Annotated in this window: 19 protein-coding genes; 11 read left to right on the top strand and 8 right to left on the bottom strand. The window is 62.9% G+C overall.

Annotated elements, in window-relative coordinates; translation table 11 throughout:
- Positions 1 to 26: 26 nt before the first annotated feature.
- Positions 27 to 1700 carry a fatty acid CoA ligase family protein gene (locus DMX11_RS10105; protein WP_110744400.1) on the top strand — a complete coding sequence of 558 codons (1674 nt, stop codon included), beginning with the start codon at positions 27 to 29 and terminating at the stop codon, positions 1698 to 1700.
- A gap of 36 nt (positions 1701 to 1736) precedes the next feature.
- Here DMX11_RS10105 and mobA read toward each other — a convergent pair whose 3' ends face one another.
- The 3 genes from mobA to DMX11_RS10090 form a co-directional block, all read right to left on the bottom strand.
- Positions 1737 to 2312, bottom strand: coding sequence for a molybdenum cofactor guanylyltransferase MobA (gene mobA, locus DMX11_RS10100; RefSeq protein ID WP_110744399.1), 576 nt, complete (start codon positions 2310 to 2312; stop codon positions 1737 to 1739).
- 61 nt (positions 2313 to 2373) lie between these two features.
- On the bottom strand, positions 2374 to 5502 hold the full coding sequence (locus tag DMX11_RS10095) for an efflux RND transporter permease subunit (RefSeq protein WP_110744398.1): 3129 nt from the start codon (positions 5500 to 5502) through the stop codon (positions 2374 to 2376).
- An 11-nt stretch (positions 5503 to 5513) separates the two neighbouring features.
- Positions 5514 to 6689 carry an efflux RND transporter periplasmic adaptor subunit gene (locus tag DMX11_RS10090; protein ID WP_110744397.1) on the bottom strand — a complete coding sequence of 392 codons (1176 nt, stop codon included), beginning with the start codon at positions 6687 to 6689 and terminating at the stop codon, positions 5514 to 5516.
- A 209-nt stretch (positions 6690 to 6898) separates the two neighbouring features.
- On the opposite strand from DMX11_RS10090, the gene DMX11_RS10085 reads away from it, so the two are divergent.
- The 4 genes from DMX11_RS10085 to ilvA all read left to right on the top strand — a co-directional run bounded on the left by DMX11_RS10085 (position 6899) and on the right by ilvA (position 11273).
- Entirely contained in the window at positions 6899 to 7600 is a 702-nt protein-coding gene (locus DMX11_RS10085) for a response regulator transcription factor (RefSeq protein WP_110744396.1), read from the top strand.
- Positions 7601 to 7606: 6 nt separating this feature from the next.
- Positions 7607 to 8905 (top strand): ATP-binding protein, encoded by a 1299-nt coding sequence (locus DMX11_RS10080; RefSeq protein WP_110744395.1) that lies wholly within the window; start codon positions 7607 to 7609, stop codon positions 8903 to 8905.
- A 196-nt stretch (positions 8906 to 9101) separates the two neighbouring features.
- Positions 9102 to 9533 carry a PACE efflux transporter gene (locus DMX11_RS10075; RefSeq protein ID WP_110744394.1) on the top strand — a complete coding sequence of 144 codons (432 nt, stop codon included), beginning with the start codon at positions 9102 to 9104 and terminating at the stop codon, positions 9531 to 9533.
- Between the two features lie 180 nt (positions 9534 to 9713).
- Positions 9714 to 11273, top strand: coding sequence for a threonine ammonia-lyase, biosynthetic (gene ilvA, locus DMX11_RS10070; RefSeq protein WP_110744393.1), 1560 nt, complete (start codon positions 9714 to 9716; stop codon positions 11271 to 11273).
- Between the two features lie 107 nt (positions 11274 to 11380).
- Here ilvA and DMX11_RS10065 read toward each other — a convergent pair whose 3' ends face one another.
- The gene (locus tag DMX11_RS10065; RefSeq protein ID WP_110744392.1) at positions 11381 to 11920 is read right to left on the bottom strand and encodes a type 1 glutamine amidotransferase domain-containing protein; all 540 of its coding nucleotides are present in this window, start codon (positions 11918 to 11920) and stop codon (positions 11381 to 11383) included.
- A gap of 232 nt (positions 11921 to 12152) precedes the next feature.
- Here DMX11_RS10065 and DMX11_RS10060 point away from each other — a divergent pair, with 232 nt between their 5' ends.
- Positions 12153 to 12395: a hypothetical protein gene (locus DMX11_RS10060; protein WP_110744391.1), complete on the top strand. Its 243-nt coding sequence runs from the start codon at positions 12153 to 12155 to the stop codon at positions 12393 to 12395.
- Positions 12392 to 13189 (top strand): exodeoxyribonuclease III, encoded by a 798-nt coding sequence (gene xth, locus DMX11_RS10055; protein WP_110744390.1) that lies wholly within the window; start codon positions 12392 to 12394, stop codon positions 13187 to 13189. The genes DMX11_RS10060 and xth overlap by 4 nt, the downstream gene beginning before the upstream one ends.
- Positions 13190 to 13260: 71 nt before the next feature.
- Here xth and DMX11_RS10050 read toward each other — a convergent pair whose 3' ends face one another.
- Positions 13261 to 15048: a thiamine pyrophosphate-requiring protein gene (locus DMX11_RS10050; protein ID WP_110744389.1), complete on the bottom strand. Its 1788-nt coding sequence runs from the start codon at positions 15046 to 15048 to the stop codon at positions 13261 to 13263.
- A gap of 147 nt (positions 15049 to 15195) precedes the next feature.
- Between DMX11_RS10050 and DMX11_RS10045 the strand changes: the two genes are divergently transcribed.
- Complete coding sequence (locus tag DMX11_RS10045) at positions 15196 to 15720, top strand: cupin (RefSeq protein ID WP_110744388.1); 525 nt, start codon at positions 15196 to 15198, stop codon at positions 15718 to 15720.
- 54 nt (positions 15721 to 15774) lie between these two features.
- Here the strand turns inward: DMX11_RS10045 and DMX11_RS10040 are convergent, their stop codons facing one another.
- Entirely contained in the window at positions 15775 to 16143 is a 369-nt protein-coding gene (locus DMX11_RS10040) for a hypothetical protein (RefSeq protein WP_110744387.1), read from the bottom strand.
- Positions 16144 to 16399: 256 nt separating this feature from the next.
- Here DMX11_RS10040 and DMX11_RS10035 point away from each other — a divergent pair, with 256 nt between their 5' ends.
- Positions 16400 to 17509 (top strand): Gfo/Idh/MocA family protein, encoded by a 1110-nt coding sequence (locus DMX11_RS10035; RefSeq protein ID WP_110744386.1) that lies wholly within the window; start codon positions 16400 to 16402, stop codon positions 17507 to 17509.
- A 38-nt stretch (positions 17510 to 17547) separates the two neighbouring features.
- Here the strand turns inward: DMX11_RS10035 and DMX11_RS10030 are convergent, their stop codons facing one another.
- Complete coding sequence (locus DMX11_RS10030; protein ID WP_110744385.1) at positions 17548 to 18012, bottom strand: hemerythrin domain-containing protein; 465 nt, start codon at positions 18010 to 18012, stop codon at positions 17548 to 17550.
- Between the two features lie 262 nt (positions 18013 to 18274).
- On the opposite strand from DMX11_RS10030, the gene DMX11_RS10025 reads away from it, so the two are divergent.
- Positions 18275 to 19873: a histidine kinase famiy protein gene (locus DMX11_RS10025; protein WP_110744384.1), complete on the top strand. Its 1599-nt coding sequence runs from the start codon at positions 18275 to 18277 to the stop codon at positions 19871 to 19873.
- A gap of 195 nt (positions 19874 to 20068) precedes the next feature.
- Positions 20069 to 22138: a PAS domain-containing sensor histidine kinase gene (locus DMX11_RS10020; protein ID WP_110744383.1), complete on the top strand. Its 2070-nt coding sequence runs from the start codon at positions 20069 to 20071 to the stop codon at positions 22136 to 22138.
- A gap of 105 nt (positions 22139 to 22243) precedes the next feature.
- Here DMX11_RS10020 and DMX11_RS10015 read toward each other — a convergent pair whose 3' ends face one another.
- Positions 22244 to 23101, bottom strand: a complete 858-nt coding sequence (locus DMX11_RS10015; RefSeq protein ID WP_110744382.1) for an SDR family oxidoreductase — start codon at positions 23099 to 23101, stop codon at positions 22244 to 22246.
- Between the last annotated feature and the right edge of the window lie 45 nt (positions 23102 to 23146).

The raw sequence follows: 23146 nt of genomic DNA, 5'->3' as shown, positions 1-23146 counted from the left end.
CACACAAGAACAACAAGAGAGCGCCCATGCCCCAGCCAAGTCACTCCCAGGGCAACCAGGACAAGCCCCTGCTTACCCAATGCATCGGCGACGCCTTCGACACCACTGTCGCCCGCTTCCCCGAGCGCGAAGCCTTGGTGGTCTGCCACCAGGCCCTGCGCTTTACCTGGCAGCAACTGGCCGATGCCGTCGATCAGCACGCTCGTGCGCTGATGGCCCTCGGCGTGCAACCGGGTGACCGCCTGGGCATCTGGGCACCCAACTGCGCCGAATGGTGCATTACCCAGTTCGCCAGCGCCAAGGTTGGCGCGATCCTGGTCAACATCAACCCGGCCTATCGCTCCAGCGAGCTGGACTACGCGCTTGGCCAGTCCGGCTGCCGCTGGATCATCTGCGCCGACGCGTTCAAGACTTCCGATTACCACGCCATGCTGCTCGGTCTCATTCCGGGGCTGGCAAACGGCCAGCCGGGCGCGCTGACAAGCGAGCGCTTCCCTGAGCTGCGCGGCGTGGTCAGCCTGGCTGCCACGCCGCCATCGGGCTTTCTCGCCTGGCCCGATCTGCAAGCTCGCGCTGAATCCGTCAGCCGCGAGGCCCTGGCCGAGCGCCAGGCCCAACTGCGCTGCGACGACCCGATCAACATCCAGTACACCTCTGGCACCACGGGTTTCCCCAAAGGCGCCACACTTAGCCACAGTAACATCCTCAACAACGGCTACATGGTCGGCGAAAGCCTGGGCCTGACCGAGCACGACCGTTTGGTAGTGCCGGTACCGCTTTACCACTGCTTCGGCATGGTCATGGCCAACCTGGGCTGCATGACCCACGGCAGCGCGCTGATCTACCCCAATGACGCCTTCGACCCACTGGCCACGTTACGCGCGGTGGCCGAAGAAAAGGCCACCGCGCTGTATGGCGTGCCAACCATGTTCATCGCCGAGCTGGACCACCCGCAGCGGCGTGAATTCGACCTGTCGAGCCTGCGTACCGGGATCATGGCCGGCGCCACCTGCCCGATCGAGGTCATGCGCCGGGTGATTGGCGAGATGCACATGGCCGAGGTGCAGATTGCCTATGGCATGACCGAGACCAGCCCGGTGTCGCTGCAGACCGGCGCTACAGACGACCTGGATCGTCGCGTGACCAGTGTCGGTCGCACCCAGCCACGGCTGGAGAGCAAGGTGACGGATGTCGACGGCAACACCCTGCCGCGCGGCGAGATCGGCGAGCTCTGCACCCGTGGCTACAGCGTGATGCTGGGCTACTGGAACAACCCCAAGGCCACGGCTGAAAGCATCGATGAAGAGGGCTGGATGCATACCGGTGACCTGGCGGTGATGGACGAGCAGGGCTACGTGCGCATCGTCGGGCGCAGCAAGGACATGATCATTCGCGGCGGCGAGAACATCTACCCGCGCGAGCTGGAAGAGTTCTTCTTCACCCACCCGGCGGTGGCGGATGTGCAAGTGATTGGCGTGCCGTGCAGCAAGTACGGTGAAGAGATCGTGGCCTGGGTGCGGCTGCACCCGGGGCATACCGCCAGTGAAGAAGCGCTGCGTGAGTGGGCGAGGACGCGGATCGCACACTTCAAGGTGCCCCGGTACTTCCGCTTTGTCGACGAGTTCCCGATGACGGTGACCGGGAAGGTGCAGAAGTTCAGGATGCGCGAGATCAGTGTCGAGGAGTTGTCTGCCCGCTAATCATTACCTCGCTTCTACAATGACCGTGCCATGTGCTCAGTCCTGCAAGAGTTCCGGGCTGTTGAAGTTGCTCAACCGGCGATCATCATCGGCACACTCCAACCCCTGCACCGCCTCGCGCAGCAAGGCCTTCTGCAAACTCCGCTCTCCCGTCGCCCAGGCCTGCTCCAGCATTGGCAGTATCCGGCGTGGCAGCACGCTGAACATCGGCTGCCAAAACCCACCCTGACGTACCATTGCCGCACTGTCACTGACCACCGCCAGCCTTAGCAGCTCCTCGATCAAATCGCGGTCAACCAGTGGTGCATCGCAGGCCAGTACCACCATCCACTCATGCCGTGCCACCTTGAGCCCGGCAACCACCCCCGCCAACGGCCCGGGGAAGTCCGCTTCGGTATCGCCCACCAACTGGTCAGCGTACGTACGGTAAGCCTCCTGGTTACGGTTGCAGGAAATCACCAGGTCATCGCTTAGCGGCCGCACCACCCGCTGTAGATGCGCAACCAGCGGTTCGCCCTGCCACGCGACCAGGCCTTTGTCACGGCCGCCCATGCGTTGGCCACGGCCGCCGGCGAGAATGAGGATGGAGCAGGGGGGCAGTGCATCAGGCATGAAAAAGGGCTCCGGGCAGTCATTGCCGGGAACCCTCCCATTTCACGCGGGGCTTGTCCAGTCAGCTTTCGCTGATCCCGGCTTGTGCGTTGGCGTCACGCGCCTGACGCCGTCCCGCAAGGCGCATCACCACCACGAAGAATACCGGTACGAACACCACCGCCAGGGTGGCGCTGAGCATGCCGCCGATCACCCCGGTTCCAATGGCCTGCTGGCTGGCCGAGCTCGTGCCGGTAGCGATGGCCAGCGGTACCACGCCGAGGATGAACGCCAGCGAGGTCATCACGATGGGCCGCAGGCGCAGGCGCGCGGCCTGCACGGCGGCGTCAACGGCGTCCACACCCTGGTCGACCAGGTGCTTGGCAAACTCGATGATCAGGATGGCGTTCTTCGCCGACAGGCCGATCAGGGTAATCAGGCCAACCTTGAAGAACACGTCGTTGGGCATGCCGCGCAGGGTCACGGCCAGCACCGCACCCAGGATACCGAGCGGTACCACCAGCAGCACGGCGGTCGGGATCGACCAGCTCTCGTACAGCGCTGCCAGGCACAGGAGCACGATCAGCAACGACAATGCCATCAGCATCGGCGCCTGGCTGCCGGACAAGCGCTCCTGCAGCGACAGGCCGGTCCACTCCAGGCCAGCGCCGGGCGGCAGCTGCGCCACCAGGCGTTCGATTTCGGCCATGGCTTCGCCCGAACTGTGGCCGGCTGCCGGCTCACCGGAAATCGACACCGCCGGGTAGCCGTTGTAGCGGGTCAACTGCACTGGGCCGCTGACCCACTTGGCCTGGACGAATGCGCCCAGTGGCACCATCTTGCCGCTGTTGTTGCGTACGTGGATTTTCAGCAGGTCTTCGACCTGGCTGCGCTGGTCGCCTTCGGCCTGCACCACCACCCGCTGCATGCGGCCCTGGTTGGGGAAGTCGTTGACGTAGCTGGAGCCCACCGCCACATCCAGTACCGAGCCGATGTCGGCAAACGACACGCCCAGGGCATTGGCCTGGCGGCGGTCGATCTCCAGTTGCACCTGCGGGCTTTCGGCCAGCGAGGCTTCGCGCACGTTGGTCAGCACCTTGCTTTTGCCGGCAGTGGCCAGCAGCGTATCGCGGGCGGCCATCAGCTCGGCGTGGCCCATACCACCGCGGTCCTGCAGGCGGAACTCGAAGCCGGTGGACTCGCCCAGGCCGTCGATTGGCGGCGGCAGCACCGAAAACGCCACGGCGTCCTTCAGCTGAGAGAAGGCCGCGCTGGCGCGGTCGGCAATCGATTGGGCGCTGTCGTCGGCACCACGCTCGGACCAGTCCTTGAGGGTGGTGAAGGTCAGCGCCGCGTTTTGCCCGCTACCAGAGAAGCTGAAGCCGAGGATCACGGTGGTGTTGCCCACGCCGGGTTCTTCGGCGTTGTGTGCCTCGATTTGCGCGGCCACCTGCTCGGTGCGCATGCGGCTGGCCCCTGGTGGCAGCTGGGTGTCGGTGATGGTGTAGCCCTGGTCTTCGGTGGGCAGGAACGCCGTGGGCAACTGGCTGAAGCCATAGCCCAGCACCGCCAGCAGCACCGCGTACAACAGCAAATAGCGGCCGCTGCGCTTGAGCGCCTGCACCACCCAGCGCTCATAGCCGTTGCTCATGCTTTCAAATCGCCGGTTGAACCAGCCGAAGAAGCCTTTGCGTTCATGGTGCTCGCCCTTGGCCACCGGCTTGAGCAAGGTGGCGCACAGTGCCGGGGTGAGGCTGAGGGCCAGGAATGCCGAGAACAGGATCGACACGGCCATCGACAGCGAGAACTGCTGATAGATCACCCCCACCGAGCCCTGCATGAAGGCCATGGGCAGGAACACCGCCACCAGCACCAGGGTGATGCCGACGATTGCACCGCTGATCTGGCCCATGGCCTTGCGCGTCGCTTCCTTGGGCGGCAGGCCTTCCTCGGTCATGATGCGCTCGACGTTCTCCACCACCACGATGGCATCGTCGACCAGAATGCCGATGGCCAGCACCATGCCGAACAGGGTCAGCACGTTGACCGAGAAGCCCATGGCCAGCATGACCGCGAAGGTACCCATCAGCGCCACCGGCACCACCAGGGTAGGGATCAGGGTATAGCGCAGGTTCTGCAGGAACAGGAACATCACCGCGAACACCAGCAACATGGCTTCGAACAGGGTGGTAATGACCTGCTCGATGGACACCTTGACGAACGGCGAGGTGTCATAGGGGATGTCGTACTTGACACCTTCCGGGAAGTAACGCGCCAGTTCCTGCATTTTCGCCCGCACCAGGGTCGCGGTTTCCATGGCATTGGCACCCGGCGACAGCTGCACGCTGAACGCGGTGGCCGGCTTGCCGTTCAGGCGCGTGCCGTACTGGTATTCCTGGGCGCCGATCTCGACCCGGGCGACATCACCGACGGTGACCGTGGAGCCCTCCAGGTTGGCGCGCAGGACAATGGCGGCGAATTCCTCGGGGGTGCTCAGTTGGCCCTTGACCACCACGTTGGCGGTGATTTCCTGGGTGTCGCGGCTGGGCAGGTCGCCGATGCTGCCAGGCGCGACCTGGGCATTCTGCGCGGCAATGGCCTCGGCGACGTCGTTGGGCGTTAGGTTGAAGCCGATCAGCTTGCCCGGGTCGATCCAGATGCGCATGGCGCGCTCCGAGCCGTACAGCTGGGCCTTGCCCACGCCCTTGAGGCGGCGGATCTCGTTCATCACGTTGCGCGCGAGAATGTCCGACAGTGCGGTTTCGTCGAGCTTGCCGTCTTCAGAGGTGAGGGTGCCCAGCAGCAGGAAGCCGGTGGACACCTTTTCCACTTGCAGGCCCTGCTGGGTGACCGGGCGCGGCAGGCGGGACTCGACCACCTTCAGGCGGTTCTGCACGTCGACCTGGGCCAGGTCCGGGTGGGTCCCCGGGGCGAAGGTGGCGGTGATGGTGGCGCTGCCCAGGCTGCTCTGCGATTCGAAATACAGCAGGTTGTCGGCGCCGTTTAGCTCCTGCTCGATCAGGCTGACCACGCTCTCGTCCATGGTCGCGGCCGAGGCGCCTGGGTACACGGCGTAGATCTCCACCTGCGGCGGTGCCACGTTGGGATACTGGGCCACCGGCAGCTGGGGTATGGCCAGCGCCCCAGCCAGCAGGATGAACAGGGCGACGACCCAGGCGAATACCGGGCGGTCGATGAAGAATTGCGGCATGAATCAGGCCCTCACTGGCCGGTGTGCTGTGCGATGGGCGGTGCCCCGGATGCGTTGTCGACCTGCACCTGGTCACCGGCCTTGACGTGTTGCAGCCCCTCGACCACCACGCGCTCGCCGGGGGCCAGGCCCTCGCTGACAATCCAGCGATCGCCCTGGGCACTGCCCAGTACCACCTGGCGCTCGCTGACTCGCGCCTGCTGGTCGACCACCAGCACCTTGGGTACGCCGGCGCTGTCACGCAGCACGGCGCGCTGCGGCACGCTCAGGCCGCTGGGTTGCACGGCCTGCTCCAGGCGCACGCGCACATAGCTGCCGGGCAACAGATCGAGGTCCGGGTTGGGGAACTCGCTGCGCAGGGTGATCTGGTTGGTGCTGGGGTCGACACTGATGTCGGAGAACAGCAGCGTGCCGGGTAGCGGGTAGGCACTGCCGTCGTCCTGGATCAGCGTGGCGCGGGCCTGGCCATCGCCCACCTGCTGCAGCTCGCCGGCACGCAAGGCACGGCGCAGGGCGTTGAGCTCGCGGGTCGACTGGGTGACATCGGCATGGATCGGGTCCAGCTGCTGGATGGTCGCCAGCGGCGTGGTCTCGTTTTGCCCGACCAGTGCGCCTTCGGTAACCTGGGCCCGGCCGATACGGCCGGAGATCGGCGCGGTGACGGTGGCGTAGCCGAGGTTCAGCCGGGCGCGCTCCAGTGCCGCCCTGGCTTCGGCCACTGCGGCATCGGCCTGCATGAAGCTGGCCTTGGCGTTGTCGTATTCCTGGCGGCTGACGGCCTTGTCGTCGACCAGCTGGCGGTAGCGCTGCTCCTGCAGACGTGCCTGGTATCGGGTGGCTTCGGCCTTGGCCAAGGTGGCGCGAGCGCTGTCGTGGTCGGCCTTGAACGGTGCCGGGTCGATCAAAAACAGCACGTCGCCCTGCTTGACGTCACTGCCTTCGCGGTACACCCGCTTGAGCACCACACCGGCGACCCGCGCACGCACTTCGGCGGTGCGCGGTGCCAGGATGCGGCCGCTGAGTTCACTGCTGATGGCCAGCGGCTGCAGTTGCAGGGTTTCAACCCGAACTTGCGGGGTGGGGGGCTGTTGGTCTTGCTCGGCACTGTCGTTGCAGCCGGCAAGGGCCAGGCTCAGCAACGCCAACAGCGCCAGATGGCGCAGGCGCGGGGAGGGGATAGTAGGCATGCGGATCTTCCGATGATGACCGTGCCTATGCTAAGGCAGGTGCTGCCCAAGCGGCTGTTAATACCTGTAGGGCGAGTGTGAAAAAGTGTGAAGAACAATCCTGTCTTGCCGTGGTGTTCTATATCCTGAGTATTCCTGTGCTGAACTGATCGCGGGCAAGCCCCGAACAGCTCTGTCAGGTCTACCACAACCTAGATCCCCAAGCGCCTATGCCGAATATTTTCCTGGTCGAAGACGACAGCGCCCTGTCCGAGCTGATCGCCAGCTACCTGCAACGCAACGACTTCCATGTCCAGGTGATCGCTCGGGGCGATCACGTGCTGGACGAGTACCGCCGGCAAAAGCCCGACCTGGTCATCCTCGACCTGATGCTGCCGGGCATCGACGGGTTGCAACTGTGCCGCCTGCTGCGCCAGGAGTCCCAGGGCTTGCCGATCCTGATGCTGACTGCCCGCGATGACAGCCATGACCAGGTACTGGGCCTGGAAATGGGCGCTGATGACTATGTGACCAAACCCTGCGAGCCCAGGGTATTGCTGGCCCGGGTGCGTACCCTGCTGCGCCGCAGCAGTGTCAACGAGCCACGCCTGGACAACGAGCTGATTCTGATCGGTGGCCTGCGGATCGACCTGGCCGAGCGCACGGTCAGCTGGCGCGGCGAAGAAGTGGAACTGTCCAGTGGCGAGTACAACCTCCTGGTGGTGCTGGCGCGCAATGCCGGTGAGGTGATGAACCGCGACCGCATCCTGCAGCAGCTGCGCGGCATCGAGTTCAACGGCACCGACCGCTCGGTGGACGTGGCCATCTCCAAGCTGCGGCGCAAGTTCGACGATAACGCCGGGGAAGCGCGAAAGATCAAGACGGTGTGGGGCAAGGGCTACCTGTTCAGCCGCGTCGAGTGGGAGTGCTGACCTGCAATGCTCAAGATCCTGGTGCGGCTGTACCTGGTGATCATCGTCGCCTACGCCGGTGCGTTGCTGTTCATCCCCGACACCATTGTCGGGATGTTCCATGACCGTTTCATGGCCTACAACCTGGACCAGGCCAAGGGTGTGCAGTCGTTGATCGTGCGCCAGTTCCGCCAGGCGCCACGTGAGCACTGGCCGGCAGTAGAGCAGGAGCTGGCGGATGATTTCGCGCCGCTGCAATTGCAGCTGCTGCGCATGGACCAGGCCGACTTGAGCGAAGAAGAACAGGCGCGCCTGGAGCACGGCCTGTACGCGGTGCGGATCGCCGAATGGGGCTACTACGAGACGATCCTGGCGCCGCTGGACAAGCAATGGCTGGTGCGCCTGCATTCCCCCCCCGACCCGCTGGACATCAATGTGCTGTCCTGGGGCGTGACCGTGCTGATCGGTGCGGCCATGCTTGGTTGCCTGCTGCTGTGGGTATGGCCGCACTGGCGTGACCTTGAGCGCCTGAAGGAAACTGCCCGGCGCCTGGGCCAGGGGCAGATGGCCGAGCGTACGCACATTTCGCCACACTCCAACATCGGGGAGCTGGCTGGGGTATTCGACACCATGGCCAGTGACCTGGAGCGCCATGTCAACCAGCAGCGCGAGCTGCTCAATGCGGTATCGCACGAACTGCGTACGCCACTGACCCGGCTGGACTTCGGCCTGGTCCTGTTGTTCGACGAAGTGCCGCCGGCCAGCCGCAAGCGCCTGCTGGAGCTGGTCGGGCATGTGCGCGAGCTGGATGAACTGGTGCTGGAGTTGCTGTCCTACAGCCGCCTGTACAACGCTGACCAGGCCCGCGAGCGGGTCGAGGTGTCGTTGCTGGAGCTGGTTGACAGTGTGCTGGGCGGGTTTGCCGAGGAGCTCGATGGCCGGGGTATTCAGTGGGAAGTGCAGGCCGAAAGCGAGTTACCGCGCTTTGTGCTGGACCCACGGCTGACGGCGCGGGCCGTGCAGAACCTGGTGCGCAACGCCATGCGCTATTGCGATGAAAGCCTGCTGCTGCGCTTGCGCCTGGAGGCGGACGGCGCCTGCCTGTTGACGGTGGAGGATGACGGAATTGGCATTCCGGCACAGGAGCGCGAGCGGATTTTCCAGCCTTTCTATCGCCTGGACCGCAGCCGGGATCGCAATACCGGCGGGTTTGGCCTGGGGCTGGCGATCAGCCGGCGAGCGATCGAGGGGCAGGGCGGCACCTTGACCGTGGCGCAGTCGGCACTGGGCGGAGCACAGTTCAGGATTCGCTTGCCTGCGGGTTGATGCTGTACCTTGCCTGCCTGTTCGCAGGCATGCCTCGACAGGGGCTGACATCGGTAGGGTCCCTGTGGCAGCGGGCAGGCACCTGAAGAGAAGCACCGCGTAGCTGATCAGCCGAATGCTGGCTTGTCCAAATGCCAGGCTTTTTCTTATGGGCCAGTTCTTGTAGTTTTACAGGTCGTTTACCCGGGAGCTGAACATGCAAGGCAAGGCACGCAAGATCGTCCAGGCCATTCTTTACGAAGCCATCGCGGTGGCCTGCGTGGCACCTGCGCTGGAGCTGGCGTTCGGCGCCGGCATGGCGCAGTCGGCCGTGCTGTCGGTGTTGATGTCGGGTATCGCCATGAGCTGGAACATGGGCTTCAACTGGGCCTTCGAACGCTGGGAAGCTCGCCAACAACAGCGTGAGCGCACCTTCCTGCGGCGCCTGCTGCATGCCCTGGGCTTCGAGGGCGGGTTGGTGTTGATCCTGCTGCCACTGGTGGCCTACTGGCTGGGCGTGAGCCTGTGGGCGGCGCTGCTGACCAATCTGGCGCTGTTCGTGTTCTTCTTCGTGTACGCCTTTGTGTTCCAGTGGGCTTTCGACAAGGTGTTCGATGTGCCGCTCTCGGCGCAGCAAGCCAAGTGTTGACTTGTGACTGCGCGGCAGGCTAAGTTCCTGCCCATGAATACTTTCCCGCACATGAACGCCATTATTATTACCGCCATTATCAGCTTGGCGGGCTAGCGCGTACGTGCACCGAACCCGCCCTGGAGGCGGGTTTTTTCTCTCTGACTCCTGGGCAACGTGAAAATAGCCAAGGAGTCACAGATGACCAGCTTCAGCGTCCCACGCCCTGCCGTCACCCCCCAGCAACTGCTGTCGGAGCATGTGCGGCGCATTCTTGCCGCCCCGGTGTACGACCTGGCCATCGAAACCCCACTGCAAGCCGCGCCCGCCTTGTCGGCCAGCCTGGGCAACCAGGTGTTGCTAAAGCGTGAAGACCTGCAGCCTACCTTCTCGTTCAAGATCCGCGGCGCCTACACCCGGCTGTCGCGGCTGACCAGCGCGCAGCGTGAGCGCGGGGTAATCACTGCATCGGCAGGCAACCATGCCCAGGGTGTGGCCCTGGCCGCATCGCACCTGGGCCTGAAGGCCACCATCGTCATGCCGACCACCACACCTTCATTGAAGGTGGAAGGGGTGCGATCGCGCGGTGGGCATGTGGTGCTGCACGGTGAAAGCTTCCCCCATGCCTTGGCCCATGCACTGAAGCTGGCCGACAGCGAGGGTGCCACCTTCGTGCCCCCCTTCGATGACCCGGACGTGATCGCCGGGCAGGGTACGGTGGCGATGGAAATCCTTCGTCAGCACCCCGGTGCGCTCGATGCCATCTTCGTGCCGGTGGGTGGTGGCGGCTTGATCGCCGGCATCGCCGCTTATGTGAAGTACCTGCGCCCGGAGGTGAAGGTGATCGGCGTCGAGCCGGAGGACTCCAACTGCCTGCAGGCGGCCATGGCCGCTGGCGAGCGGGTGATCCTGCCGCAGGTCGGCACGTTTGCCGATGGCGTGGCAGTGGCGCAGATTGGCGCCCATTGTTTTGAGCTGTGCCGGCATTTTGTCGACGAAGTGGTGACGGTGAGCAGTGACGAGCTGTGTGCCGCAATCAAGGACATCTACGATGACACTCGCTCGATCACCGAGCCGTCCGGCGCCCTGGCTGTGGCCGGCATCAAGAGGTACGTGGCGCGTGACGGGGTGCAGGGGCGAACACTGGTGGCCATCGACTCCGGGGCCAACGTCAACTTCGACCGTTTGCGCCATGTCGCCGAGCGTGCCGAACTGGGCGAGCAGCGCGAGGCGATCATCGCCGTGACCATCCCGGAACAGCCGGGTAGCTTCCGCGCGTTCTGCCAGGCACTGGGCAAGCGCCAGATCACCGAGTTCAATTACCGCTATTACCCTGGCAAGGAGGCACGCTTGTTCGTCGGCGTGCAGACCCACCCGGTGCACGACCCGCGTGAGCGGTTGTTGGCCAATTTGTGCGAGCAGGGGTACAGCGTGCTGGACCTGACCGACAACGAGCTGGCCAAGCTGCACGTGCGCCATACCGTGGGCGGTCATGCCGCGCCTGGGGCCGATGAGCGAGTACTGCGCTTCGAGTTCCCGGAACGACCGGGTGCGTTGCTGGGCTTCCTCGAGCGGCTGGGCAAGCGCTGGAACATCAGCCTGTTCCATTACCGTAACCATGGCGCGGCGGAAGCGCGGGTGTTCGCGGCATTGGAGGTGCCGGAAGATGAGTTGCAAGGCCTGCCATTGGCACTGGCCGAGATGGGCTATCGCTACTGGGATGAAACCGACAACCCGGCGTACAAGTTGTTTCTCGGCTGACAGCCGTCCCCCGCAGCGCACCGCGTCAATCCTGGTCGATAGCCTCCGCGATGCGCGGGTGCGCCTGCCCGGAACGATGGTCTGGGCAGTGCGCACCGGGGGCGTACTCAGCGGGCCAGCGTGTTGATCAACTGTTCATTGAAGGCCGGGATATCGTCCGGCTTGCGGCTGGTGATCAGGTTACCGTCTACCACCACTTGTTCATCCACCCAGGTGCCGCCAGCGTTGCGAATGTCGTCCTGCAGGGTCTGATAACTGGTCATCCGCTTGCCTTGGGCCAGGCCTGCCGACACCAGCAGCCAGGCGCCGTGGCAGATCACCGCCAGGGGCTTGCCGGCTGCGTCGTGGCTCTTCACCAGTTTCTGCGCGCCCGGTATCAGGCGAATGGTGTCGGAATTCTGTACCCCGCCAGGTAGTACGATGGCGTCGTAGAGATCCAGTTGGGCGTTGTCGAAGGTGGCGTCCACTGCAAACTCATCAGCAGGCTTGTCGTGATTCCAGCCGCGAACCTTACCTTCCTTGTCACCCAGTATGTCGACCACTGCGCCGTGCTTTTCCAGGGCTTCACGCGGGCCGGTCAACTCGACCTGTTCAAAACCATCGGTGACCAGAAATGCCACGCGCTTGCCATCCAGTTTCGCATTCATCGTTGAGTCTCCGTTTTCGATAGGCCTGAGAAGGAAGGCTCTTGACCCGGCGTGAAGTTCCAACGCGCTGCATCAGCGGTCGGTACGTTGTGGCGCCTGATACACACCCGATAGCGGTGCGGGCGTATGAAGGCAGCGCGGCGCCTTGCGACTCGCTACCGCCAATGCAGCCCGGTTGAACACTGCGCGCCCACCGTGCTCTCACCCATAATGGTTTAGCGAGGGTGGCCCGATGAGTATCGAACGCAGCATTCCTGAACTGGAAGCCTGGTACGCGCAGTACGACGACATCAGTTACCGGCGCGAGTCGCCGGATGCCTACCATCATGCGCTGGTGCGCACCGCCGAGGCCCTGCGCGACGATGGCGCCATCGATTGGGACGACTGGCTGGCGCTCAAGCAACTGGCCGATCAGGCCCATGTGCGGGCACTGGAGGACGCTGTGCAGGCTCACGTGAACGACCCTGACGCATGAAAACGTTGAAGATCGCCACCTTCAACATCAACGGGATCCGCAGTCGTTTGCCGGCGTTGCTGGCCTGGTTGCAGCGGGAGCAGCCCGATGTCGCCTGCCTGCAAGAGTTGAAGGCGGCTGACCAGCAGTTTCCGCGTCAGGACATCGAGGCGGCAGGGTATGGCTGCATCTACATGGGGCAGCCAGCGTGGAACGGCGTGGCCATTCTGGCGCGGGGCAGCGAGCCGCTGGAGGTCCGGCGTGGTCTGCCGGGTATGCAGGACGATACCCACAGCCGGTACCTCGAGGCCGCAGCGCACGGGGTCCTGGTGGGGTGCCTCTATCTGCCCAACGGTAATCCGCAGCCTGGTCCGAAATTCGACTACAAGCTGCGCTGGTTCGAGTGCCTGATAAAACATGCCCAAGCACTCTATGACAGCGGCCACCCTACGGTGCTGGCGGGTGACTTCAATGTCGTACCCACGGACCTGGACATCTATGACCCGCGTTCCTGGCTTAAGGATGCGCTGCTGCAGCCGCAGTCGCGTGCGTGTTTCGAGCAGTTGTTGGCCCAAGGCTGGACCGATGCCATTCGGGACCTGTACCCGGAAGAGCGCATCTACACCTTCTGGGATTATTTCCGCAATCACTGGGCACGCAACGCCGGTTTGCGCATCGATCACCTGCTGCTCAACCGCGAACTGGCCCCCTACCTGAAACGTGCTGGCGTGGATGCCTGGGTGCGCAATGAGGCCAAGGCCAGTGATCATGCTCCGGTGTGGGTTGAGCTGGGCGGGCGGCGGCGCCGCAGTTAGCGCGTGTCGTACTGCCAACGCGGATAGATACCGCCGGGCAGGGTACGCCTGCCCCGGCGGCCTCAATCTTGTCATTTTTTGCCGGGCAGCACCGAGCTCAGGACTTGTTTGGCCGTTTGCACGATGACCCCTGCCTGGTCCGGATCGCCCTTGAGCAAGCTGCTGGCGAACTTTTTCGCCTGTTCCAGCTTGATGTGTGGGGGCAGGGGCGCCACGTTCGGGTCAGTCTTGAATTCGATCAACACCGGCCGGTCAGCCGCCAACGCCCGCTCCCAAGCGCCGGCGATTTCTTCTTCCCGTTCCACGTAGATGCCCTCCAGGCCAATGGAGATGGCGAAGAGGTGGTAGGGCACATCGGGGATCGACTGCGAGGCCTCGAACTTAGGGTCGCCTTCCATGACCCGCTGTTCCCAGGTTACCTGGTTGAGGTCTTCATTGTTGAAGACGGCGCAGATCCACTGCGGGTTGTCCCATTGATGCCAGTACTTGGCCACGGTGATCAGCTCGGCCAGGTTGCTCATTTGCATTGCGCCGTCCCCCACCAACGCCACCACGCTGCGTTGGGGGTGGGCAAACTTGGCGGAGATCGCATAGGGCACCGCCGCGCCCATGCTGGCCAGCCCGCCGGAAAGCGAACATTGCATGCCCTGGCGAACCTGCAGATCACGGGCAAACCAGTTGGCGCAGGAGCCCGAGTCGCTGGTGATGATCGCATGGTCGGGCAGGCGAGCGGAAAGCTCGTAGACCACGCGCTGCGGGTTGATCGGATCGGCCTTTGCCAATGCTCGCTTCTCCAGCGTCTTGTCCCAGCTCGCGCGCCAGCGTTCGATCTTGTCCCGCCAGCGCCGTTCGCGCTTGTGTTCGAGTAACGGCAGCAAGGCCTGCAGCGTCTCGCTGGCATCGCCCACCAGGTTCACCTCCATCGGATAGCGCAGGCTGAGCATGTCCGGCTGCAGGTCTATCTGCACCCCGCGGGCCTGGCCCTCCTTGGGCATGAACTCGGCATAGGGGAAGCCGGAGCCGATCATCAACAAGGTGTCGCACTCGTTCATCAGCTGCGCACTTGGCTCGGTACCGAGTAGCCCTATGGCGCCAGTGACCCAGGGCAGGTCATCGGGCAAGACTGCTTTGCCCAGCAGCGCCTTGGCAACGCCTGCACCAAGCGTCTCGGCCACCGCCATCACCTGCTCGGAGGCTTGCAGGGCGCCGGCTCCCACCAGGATTGCAACCTTGCGCCCAGCGTTCAGCACATCGGCGGCACGCTGCAGGTCCGCTTCGAAGGGCACCACCTTGGGCTTGCTGTAACCTACGCCAGAATGCACGGTGCCGTGGGCCCTCGCGGGCTCGTGGTAGGGCAGGTCCTGCAGGTCGTTGGGCAGGATAATGGCGGTGACCCGCCGTTCGCCGACGGCAGTACGCACTGCTCGGTCGAGCAGATGGCGCACCTGTTCCGGAGCGGACGCTTGCTGCACGAAAGCCCCGGCAACGTCCTTGAACATCGACAGCAGGTCCAGCTCCTGCTGATAGTGCCCCCCCAGCGCAGCCCGCGCCTGCTGGCCGACGATGGCCAGCACCGGTTGGTGGTCCATGCGTGCGTCGTACAGGCCCGTCAACAGGTGCGAGGCACCCGGGCCAGAGGTGGCGATGCAGACCCCCAGTTCGCCTGTGAACTTGGCATGCGCACTGGCCATGAATGCAGCCATTTCCTCATGGCGTGCCTGCACGAACTGGATCTTGCCCTTGGCCCGGCTCAGCGCGCCAAACACCCCGTTGATACCATCGCCAGGGTAGCCGAATATTCGCCGGACACCCCATTGGTACAAGCGCTCGATCAGAAAGTCACCTACCGTGCTGCTCATCATGCTCTCCCGTGCCGTATCGATAGGGGTCTGGACTGGGTAGGCGCCAGGAAAGTTTCAAGCATGTTCGCGCAGGTTTTCCGAGTGGAACCATTCAATCGGGAGTGGGTTCGCAACAGAACCGACCACTTGCCGAGGAAGCGGACCATGAAGGCCATCGACACTGCCCCTGCCACCGTGCGGACCTTGCACTTCGAGGATGACGGCGCTACACCGAACAACCGTTTTCCGGTCCTGCTGTACCACGTGCATATCGAACCGACGCAGGATGTTGCCGGCGGGTTCGAAGCGCTGTTCGCGGCGCACCGCTGGACGCCGGTCTGGCGCGCCGGCATCTACGATTTCCATCACTTTCACCCCAATGCCCACGAAGCATTGGGTGTCGTCTGTGGGTGGGCCCAGGTGATGCTTGGTGGGGAAGCTGGGCAGACCCTGGGCGTGATTCCGGGCGATGTGCTGGTGCTGCCGGCCGGCACAGGCCATCGATGTATTGAGAGCAGTGATGATTTTCTAGTGGTGGGTGCCTATCCACAGGGCCAGGAAAATTACGCCACTCAACGGCCCGATGCTGCACAGCATCAGCAGGCATTAGCCCGAATCGCCAGGGTGCCGGGCCCAGAACAGGACCCGGTCTGCGGCAGTCATGGGGCCTTGATGAAGTCTTGGCGCTGAGGCGGCGGGGCGAGGCTCGTCACCCCCCCCACGCCCTGGACAGCGATACACTCATCAGCTGCCAGCGCCGCTGCCGCCCCCTGCGCTACCGCCTGAGCCACCCGTGCCCGAGCCTGAACCGGTACCCTGGCCATTACCCGTGCCAGTCCCCGCTCCCGTGCCTCCGCTACCCGAGCCATTGGTGGTGCCATCACCACCTGTGTTGTCAGTGCCATTGCTGTTCGTACCGCCAGATCCAGTACCCATGCCATCCCCTGGGGTACCGGAACCGGTGGCGCCGCCGTTGCCATTCATCTGCCCGCTGTCGTGCGGCTGCGTAGTGGGGGCGCGCTGGTCGTTCATGTCGGTGGCGGCCAGCACCAGCGGCGCGGTCGCACCCAGGCACAGCACCAACATGAGGGAATGGGGCTTGATGCTTTTCATGGTGAATCTCCTTTCCGGTTGATCTCCTCTTCTTGGGCCGGCGCAACTCGCCATCCGTGCGCTGGCACCGACGGGTGGAGCGAACATTGCACGCCCCTCATTTTCGAGGGCCGGTAGCCGCGGCCCCTTGTTATATCGCCTGTGTCCCTGGCGTACTACGCGATGCCCGGGCAGATTTATGGAACCTCTCGCACGCTCGGCTTGCCCACTCCCATGACTCAAGCGATCAATCATCCTGATGAAAAGGAGCATTTGCATGCCCACCGCAGCAGGCAAGATTCGTTATGGCGTAGTGGCCGGAGGTTCGATCTCCCAAGGCGCCTTCATGCCCGGCATCGGCCAGACCGATAATTCGGTGATCACCGCACTGGTGACCGGCGATGCGCAGAAGGCCACTCGCCTGGCCGCTCAATACGGGCTCAAAGCGTATGACTACGCGGACTATCCGACACTGCTCAGCTCAGGTGAGGTCGATGCGGTATATGTCGCCACGCCTAATTTCCGCCACCGTGAGTTTGTAATACCGGCGCTGGAGGCTGGGATCCATGTGCTGCTGGAGAAGCCAATGGGCACCAGCGAGGCCGACTGCCAAGCGATGATAGAGGCTGCGCAACGCACCGGGGCCAAGCTGATGATCGCCTACCGGTTGCACTGCGAACCAGGCACGCTGGACATGATCGAGCGGGTGCATGCCGGCAACTTTGGTGAGCCGCGGTTGTTCACCTCGACGTTCACCCAACGGGTGAAGGCCAGCAATCACCGCGCGCAAAGCGGTTTTGCGGCCGGCCCGGTTGCGGACATGGGCCCGTACCCGCTGAATATGGTCCGCCAGCTTTTCAATGCCGAGCCTATCGAGGTCACTGCCGTCGGCGTACATTCGCCAGGTAGCACCCTCGACACCTGGGACACGGTCACCGTCAGCCTACGGTTTGCTGACGAGCGCCTGGCGCAGTTCACCGTGAGTTATACCTTGCCGGACACCGAGCGGTTCCAGCTGCTGGGCACCCAAGGGGAAATCGAGGCGTCGCCATGTTTCGGTTACGGGGAGGGGGTCGCCATCAGCTACAGGGCCACGATCGATGGCGAAACCCGAATTCATGTGAACCCGGTTGTCGATCAGTTTGCGGGAGAAACTGCTTATTTTTCCGACTGCATTCTACGCAATGAGGCGCCTGAGCCTGACGGCGACGAAGGCTGGCGCGACGTGCGGGTGATAGCGGCGATTCAGCGAGCCTTGGAAACCGGCCAGCCCCAGCGTCTGGCCCCCCTGGCGGCGCGGCCGTTTGCCCGACGGCGCGAGCAGCGCCGTGCGTTCGCGCTGGCCGAGGTACCCCCGATGATCAACACTGAAGCACCTACCGAATAGGTCAGGGCCTGCGCGCCCGTGGGGCGCGCAGGTGAGGCTCATGCTGCCCGCTGCTCACCCTTGAGCAGTTTCTTCTGCGCTTCCATGGCATGCCCCATCTCTTCAAGTTCCTGCTTGCCCAGCAACTTGCGGGCCGTCGGGAACAGCTCGTTTTCTTCCTCCTCGATATGATGCTCCAGCAGTTCCTTCATTACCTTGACCCGACCGGCGAATTCCACGGTCCCGGTTTCGGTATGCAGCAAGTCGGGAATCACCAACGAGTCCACGGTACGGTGTTCTTCCTTGGCTTCGTAGTACATCTTTGCTTCTTCCTTACCCCCGGCCTGCTTGATCGCCGGGTACAGGATTTCTTCTTCCAGCGCCGTGTGAATGCTCACCTCCTGCTTGATACGCGCAAGCAGTTCGGCGCGTTTCTTGACTGCGCGCTCGGTGGTTGAGGACAGTTCCTCGAGCAATTTTTTCACCAGTTGGTGGTCCTGGATCAGCAGTTCGATAGCGTTCATGCGACACCTCTCAGTGGGCTGGGAAAGTCACGGTTGCGAACAGTTGAGCTGGCTGCAACTGGCAAGGTTCAATGCGGTTGATCAGCGCAGGCACGGCTGCTCCTGCACGCTGCAAATGGCCGGGCGGGAAACTAAGCGAGGCGATAATGAGTCGACATGCCTGCAACCGTCCGGGTTTCAACCGCGGCTGACATGGGTGAGCAACTTGCCCGTGGTGGCTGTCCAGATGGGACGGATATCAACCATCATCGAGGAGTTCCCCGTGAGCAGCACGAAGGCGCGCGTCAGCAACCAGGCATCAGGGGACATCTCACAGCTGCCGCACGACATGTTCTTCGCAGCTGTCGAAACCACCCGGATGCCAATGATCGTCACCGACCCGAATCGTGACGACAACCCCATCATTTTCGCCAATCGGGCTTTTCTGGAAATGACTGGTTATGCCTTGGCGGAAATCATCGGGCGTAATTGTCGGTTCCTGCAAGGCCCTGAAACCGACCGTTCGGTCATCGACGCCCTGCGCGATTCCATCAACGCGCGCGTGGACATCGCCACTGAAATCCTCAACTACCGCAAGGATGGTTCCAGTTTCTGGAATGCACTGTTCATTTCCCCGATCTTCAACGAGCGCGGCGAACTGATCTACTACTTTGCCTCGCAGTTGGACGTCAGCCGCCGGCGGGACGCCGAAGACGCCTTGCGCCAGGCGCAGAAAATGGAAGCGCTGGGGCAACTGACGGGCGGCATCGCCCACGATTTCAACAACCTGCTGCAGGTGATGGGTGGGTACCTGGGGTTGATCGCCAGCGAAGCAGACAAGACCCAGGTGGATCTTAACCGGATCCGGCGCAGCGTCGGCCATGCCCAGTCGGCAGTGGAACGCGCCAGCACCTTGACCAAGCAACTGCTGGCTTTCGCGCGCAAGCAAAAACTGCATGGACGCGTACTCAACCTGAATCATCTGGTCGAGGATATGCGACCCATGATGGAGCGTACCTTCGGCAGCGATGTGTGGGTGGAATTCGACTTCGAAGCCAACCTGCGCAATTGCCGGATCGACGCGACGCAGGCGGAGGTGGCGCTGCTCAACATCTTCATGAATGCGCGGGATGCCCTCATAGGGCGCAAGCGTCCGCACGTGTTCATTGAAACCCGCAACGTGATGGTCACCGACATCAACCTTTCCTTTGATGGCCTGTTGCCAGGCAGCTATGTGAGCCTGTCGGTCACCGACAATGGCATCGGCATGCCGGCCAGCATCCGTGATCGGGTGATGGACCCATTCTTCACTACCAAGGAAGAAGGCAAAGGCTCAGGGTTGGGCCTGTCGATGGTGTACGGCTTTGCCAAGCAGTCCGGTGGGGCTGCCCGCATCTATACCGAAGAGGGTGAGGGCACGACATTGCGCCTGTACTTCCCGGTAGACGAGGCCAATATTGTACAGCAGCAGCCGGTAAAGGTGGTTGAACGGAGTGGGGGCACCGAGCGCATCCTGATTGTCGAAGACCGGCCAGATGTGGCCGAGCTGGCAAAGATGGTGCTTGAAGACTACGGCTACGCCGCCGATATGGTGCTCAATGCGCGTGAAGCGTTAAAGCTTGTGCAGGCCGGGGAACGCTACGACCTACTGTTCACCGACCTGATCATGCCCGGCGGGATGAATGGTGTGATGCTGGCCCGTGAGGTGCGCCGCCTGCAACCGCAGATAAAGGTTCTGCTGACGACTGGCTATGCCGAAAACTCGATCGAACGTACCGACATCGGCGGCTCGGAGTTTGAAGTCATTTCCAAGCCCTGCCAACCCCACGACCTCGCGCGCCGGGTCAGGCAGGTGCTGGATGGGCCGACTGGTGTGGGTTGAGGCGCTGAAGCCGTGAGCGCCAGGCAATTGAATTGTTTTCCGCTCCTGGTGGTCGAATGCATTGCACTCGTGTCTCAGTCTGTGTACACATTCGTCTACAGCCTGGTCCTTGGGCCGCAGCCCCCGTCATGTGGGGCTTGACGGGGGCGCTCAGCCGTCATTGCCAGTATTTTGAAGCTCTACTCGAGGTGAATCATGGATAAAGACGGGGTTGCTGCACAGCCGGCACTGAATGCCGGTTCTGAAATGCTCCCTGTCGCAGATGATTCCTCGGAAAAACTGCGGCTTGTGCTGGAAGCCGCTGCTGTCGTGGGCACCTGGGTGTGGGATATTCCCAATGATCGGGTGACAGCCGACGAACGCTTCTCCCGCTCGTTCGGGATACCTGCCCAGATGTGTGAGGCGGGCATTCCGATAGCCGAAGCTTTTACCGCAATCTACCCGGAAGACCGTGAGCGTGTTCATCGCGATATCCAGGATGCGATGGCACGAGGCGGTGCGTTTCGCTGTGAGTACCGGGTGCGCAACACGGACGGTATCTACCACTGGATCGAAGCCAACGGTCATGCTGAACTGGATGAAACCGGGCAAGCCGTTCGCTTTCCGGGCGTGCTCATGGACATCGAGTCGCGCAGGGCTGCCGAGGCAGAGCGGGATCGAGTGTCGGCGCTGTTGCGCACGTTCACTGCTGCCGTGCCAGGTGTGGTCTACGCAAAGGATCTTGAAGGCAGGATGCTCATTGCCAACCATGGGGCGACCCAGCTGATTGGCAAACCCCCTGAATTTTACCTGGGCAAGACCGATCTCGAGTTTCTCGAAGACAAAGCCCAGGCACGCCAGGTGATGGAGACAGACCGGCAGGTAATGCGTGGCGGCAAGGCGGTGCAGATCGAGGAGCGGGTCGACATGCCCGATGGCTCGGAGACCACTTGGTTATCGGTCAAAGCCCCGCTCGTCGATGAGGTCGGGCAGGTCATAGGGCTGATCGGTTCCTCCATTGACGTGTCTGCCCGAAAACGAGCCGAGGCGGCGCTCCTGAATCTGAACCGCACGTTGGAGGACCGGGTCAGTGAGGCGGTGGCCCAGCGGGAGGCGGCACAGGAGGCGCTGCGTCATGCGCAAAAAATGGAGGCCATAGGCCAGCTCACAGGGGGCATTGCCCACGACTTCAACAATCTGCTGGCCGGAATCATCGGCAGCCTGGACCTGGCCCGCTTGCGCGGCAAGCAAGGGCGCGCTGAGGATGTCGAACGTTACATCGCGGTTGCGCACCATGCGGCGCAAAAGGCGGCCGCGCTGACGCATCGGTTGTTGGCATTCTCTCGCCGTCAGCCGTTGCAGCCAGTCTGCATGGATGTGAATGGGTTGATTGGAGGGCTCCAGGACCTTGTCTGCCGCACCGTCGGCCCGTCGATTTCCCTGACGGTCGACTTGAATGCGCCAATGGCCACCTGTCTGGTAGACCCGGTCCAGGTCGAAAATTCGCTGTTGAACCTCTGTATCAACGCGCGCGATGCCATTGGTAAAAGGGCCGGCAAGATTTCGATTGTGACCGCCAACCATACCCTCGTGGCAGGCCCGGAGCTGGATACCGAGCTCCAGCCCGGTAATTACCTGACCATCAGTGTGACTGACAATGGCGTGGGCATGTCTGCCGAAACGCTGTCGAAAGCGTGCGATCCGTTCTTCACCACCAAATCCATCGGCGAAGGCACGGGGTTGGGGCTGTCGATGGTTTATGGTTTTGCCAAACAGTCCGGGGGGCAAGTCAGGATCTTTTCACGAGAGGGTGAGGGGACGCGCGTCGAGCTTTCGCTACCCGCTGCCATGGGCCAAGCGGAGCCCGCCGGTCGCGCAGTGCATCACTCTGATTTCTCCAGCAGCTGGCCAGACCGCACCGTGTTGATTGTCGATGACGAGCCGTCCGTGCGCTTGTTTGTCAGTGATGTGCTCAGCGGTCTGGGGTGCACGGTCATCGAGGCGGCTGACAGCCAGGCTGGCCTGCAGGTACTGGTTTCAGACACACGCATCGATTTGCTGGTGACCGATATTGGCTTGCCCGGCGACATCGATGGCCGTGAGATGGCAGCCGCCGGGCGCAAGGCCCGCCAAGGCTTGCCCGTTATCTTCATGACCGGTTATTCGCGCCCTTCGGTGTTCGAGGATGGCCTCCTGCGGGATGGGTCGGCAGTGCTGACCAAGCCGTTTGCTGTCGAGGAACTGGTTGCCAATGTTCATGCGATGTTGGGACCGCGCCCAGCGTGATCGACCAGACCTGGAGCGCCAGCGCACAGGTTGTGTGGGCAGGTAATCTCAGTTGTTGTGCTGAAGCTGAGGAAGGGCTCGCCTGTCTGGCGAGCCTCATGGCCGTCAAAGTATCGGTTTACCGCCAGTGACACCGTAACGCGACCCACTGATATAGCTGGCCTCATCAGAACCCAGCAGTACATAGATCGGCGCGACTTCCACGGGTTGCCCTGGTCGCCCCATGGGATAGCTGGAACCGAAATTCTTCACCGCCTCGTCTGGCATGGTTGACGGGATCAAGGGCGTCCAGATGGGGCCAGGGGCCACGCTGTTGACCCGGATTCCCTTTTTGCCCAGCAATTGGGCCAGGCCAGCGGTGAAGTTGGCGATGGCGCCTTTGGTGGCGGCATAGGCCAGCAGGGCGGGAGAAGGATCGTCGGAGTTCACCGAGCTGGTGTTGATAATCGAGCTGCCCCTGGGCATCGATGGCAAGGCGGCCTGGCAGATCCGGAAGATGGCGGTGATATTGGTATCGAAAGTTTTCACCCATTCCTCATCGTCGATGTCTTCCAAGTTCTCGTGAGCCATCTGAAAGGCTGCGTTGTTGACCAGGATGTCGATACGACCGAACTGTTCGACGGTTTTTTCGACGATGGCATAGCAGTGCTGTTTTTGCGCCAGGTCGCCAGGTAGCAGGAGACATTGCCGGCCTGCGGACTCGACCCATCGTGCGGTTTCTTGCGCGTCTTCGTGCTCGTCGAGGTAGGCGATGGCCACGTCGGCCCCTTCGCGGGCATAGGCAATGGCTACAGCCCTGCCAATCCCGCTGTCAGCACCCGTGATCAAGGCTATTTTGCCCTCCAGACGATTGTGGCCGGTATACGACTGCTCTCCGCAATCAGGGTAGGGCTCCATCTTGCGTTGCGAACCGGGTACCTCCTGGGGCTGTGAAGGGAAGGGGGGAGTAGGGAAGTCTCGCATGGTAGAAGCTCCTGCAGTTGAGAGTGCTCATACCGGTTCGAAAGA

The sequence above is a fragment of the Pseudomonas sp. LB-090624 genome, assembly GCF_003205205.1.
GTDB lineage: Bacteria > Pseudomonadota > Gammaproteobacteria > Pseudomonadales > Pseudomonadaceae > Aquipseudomonas.
Note: the sequence above shows the minus strand (reverse complement) of the source record. Positions and strands in the feature narration are given on the sequence as shown.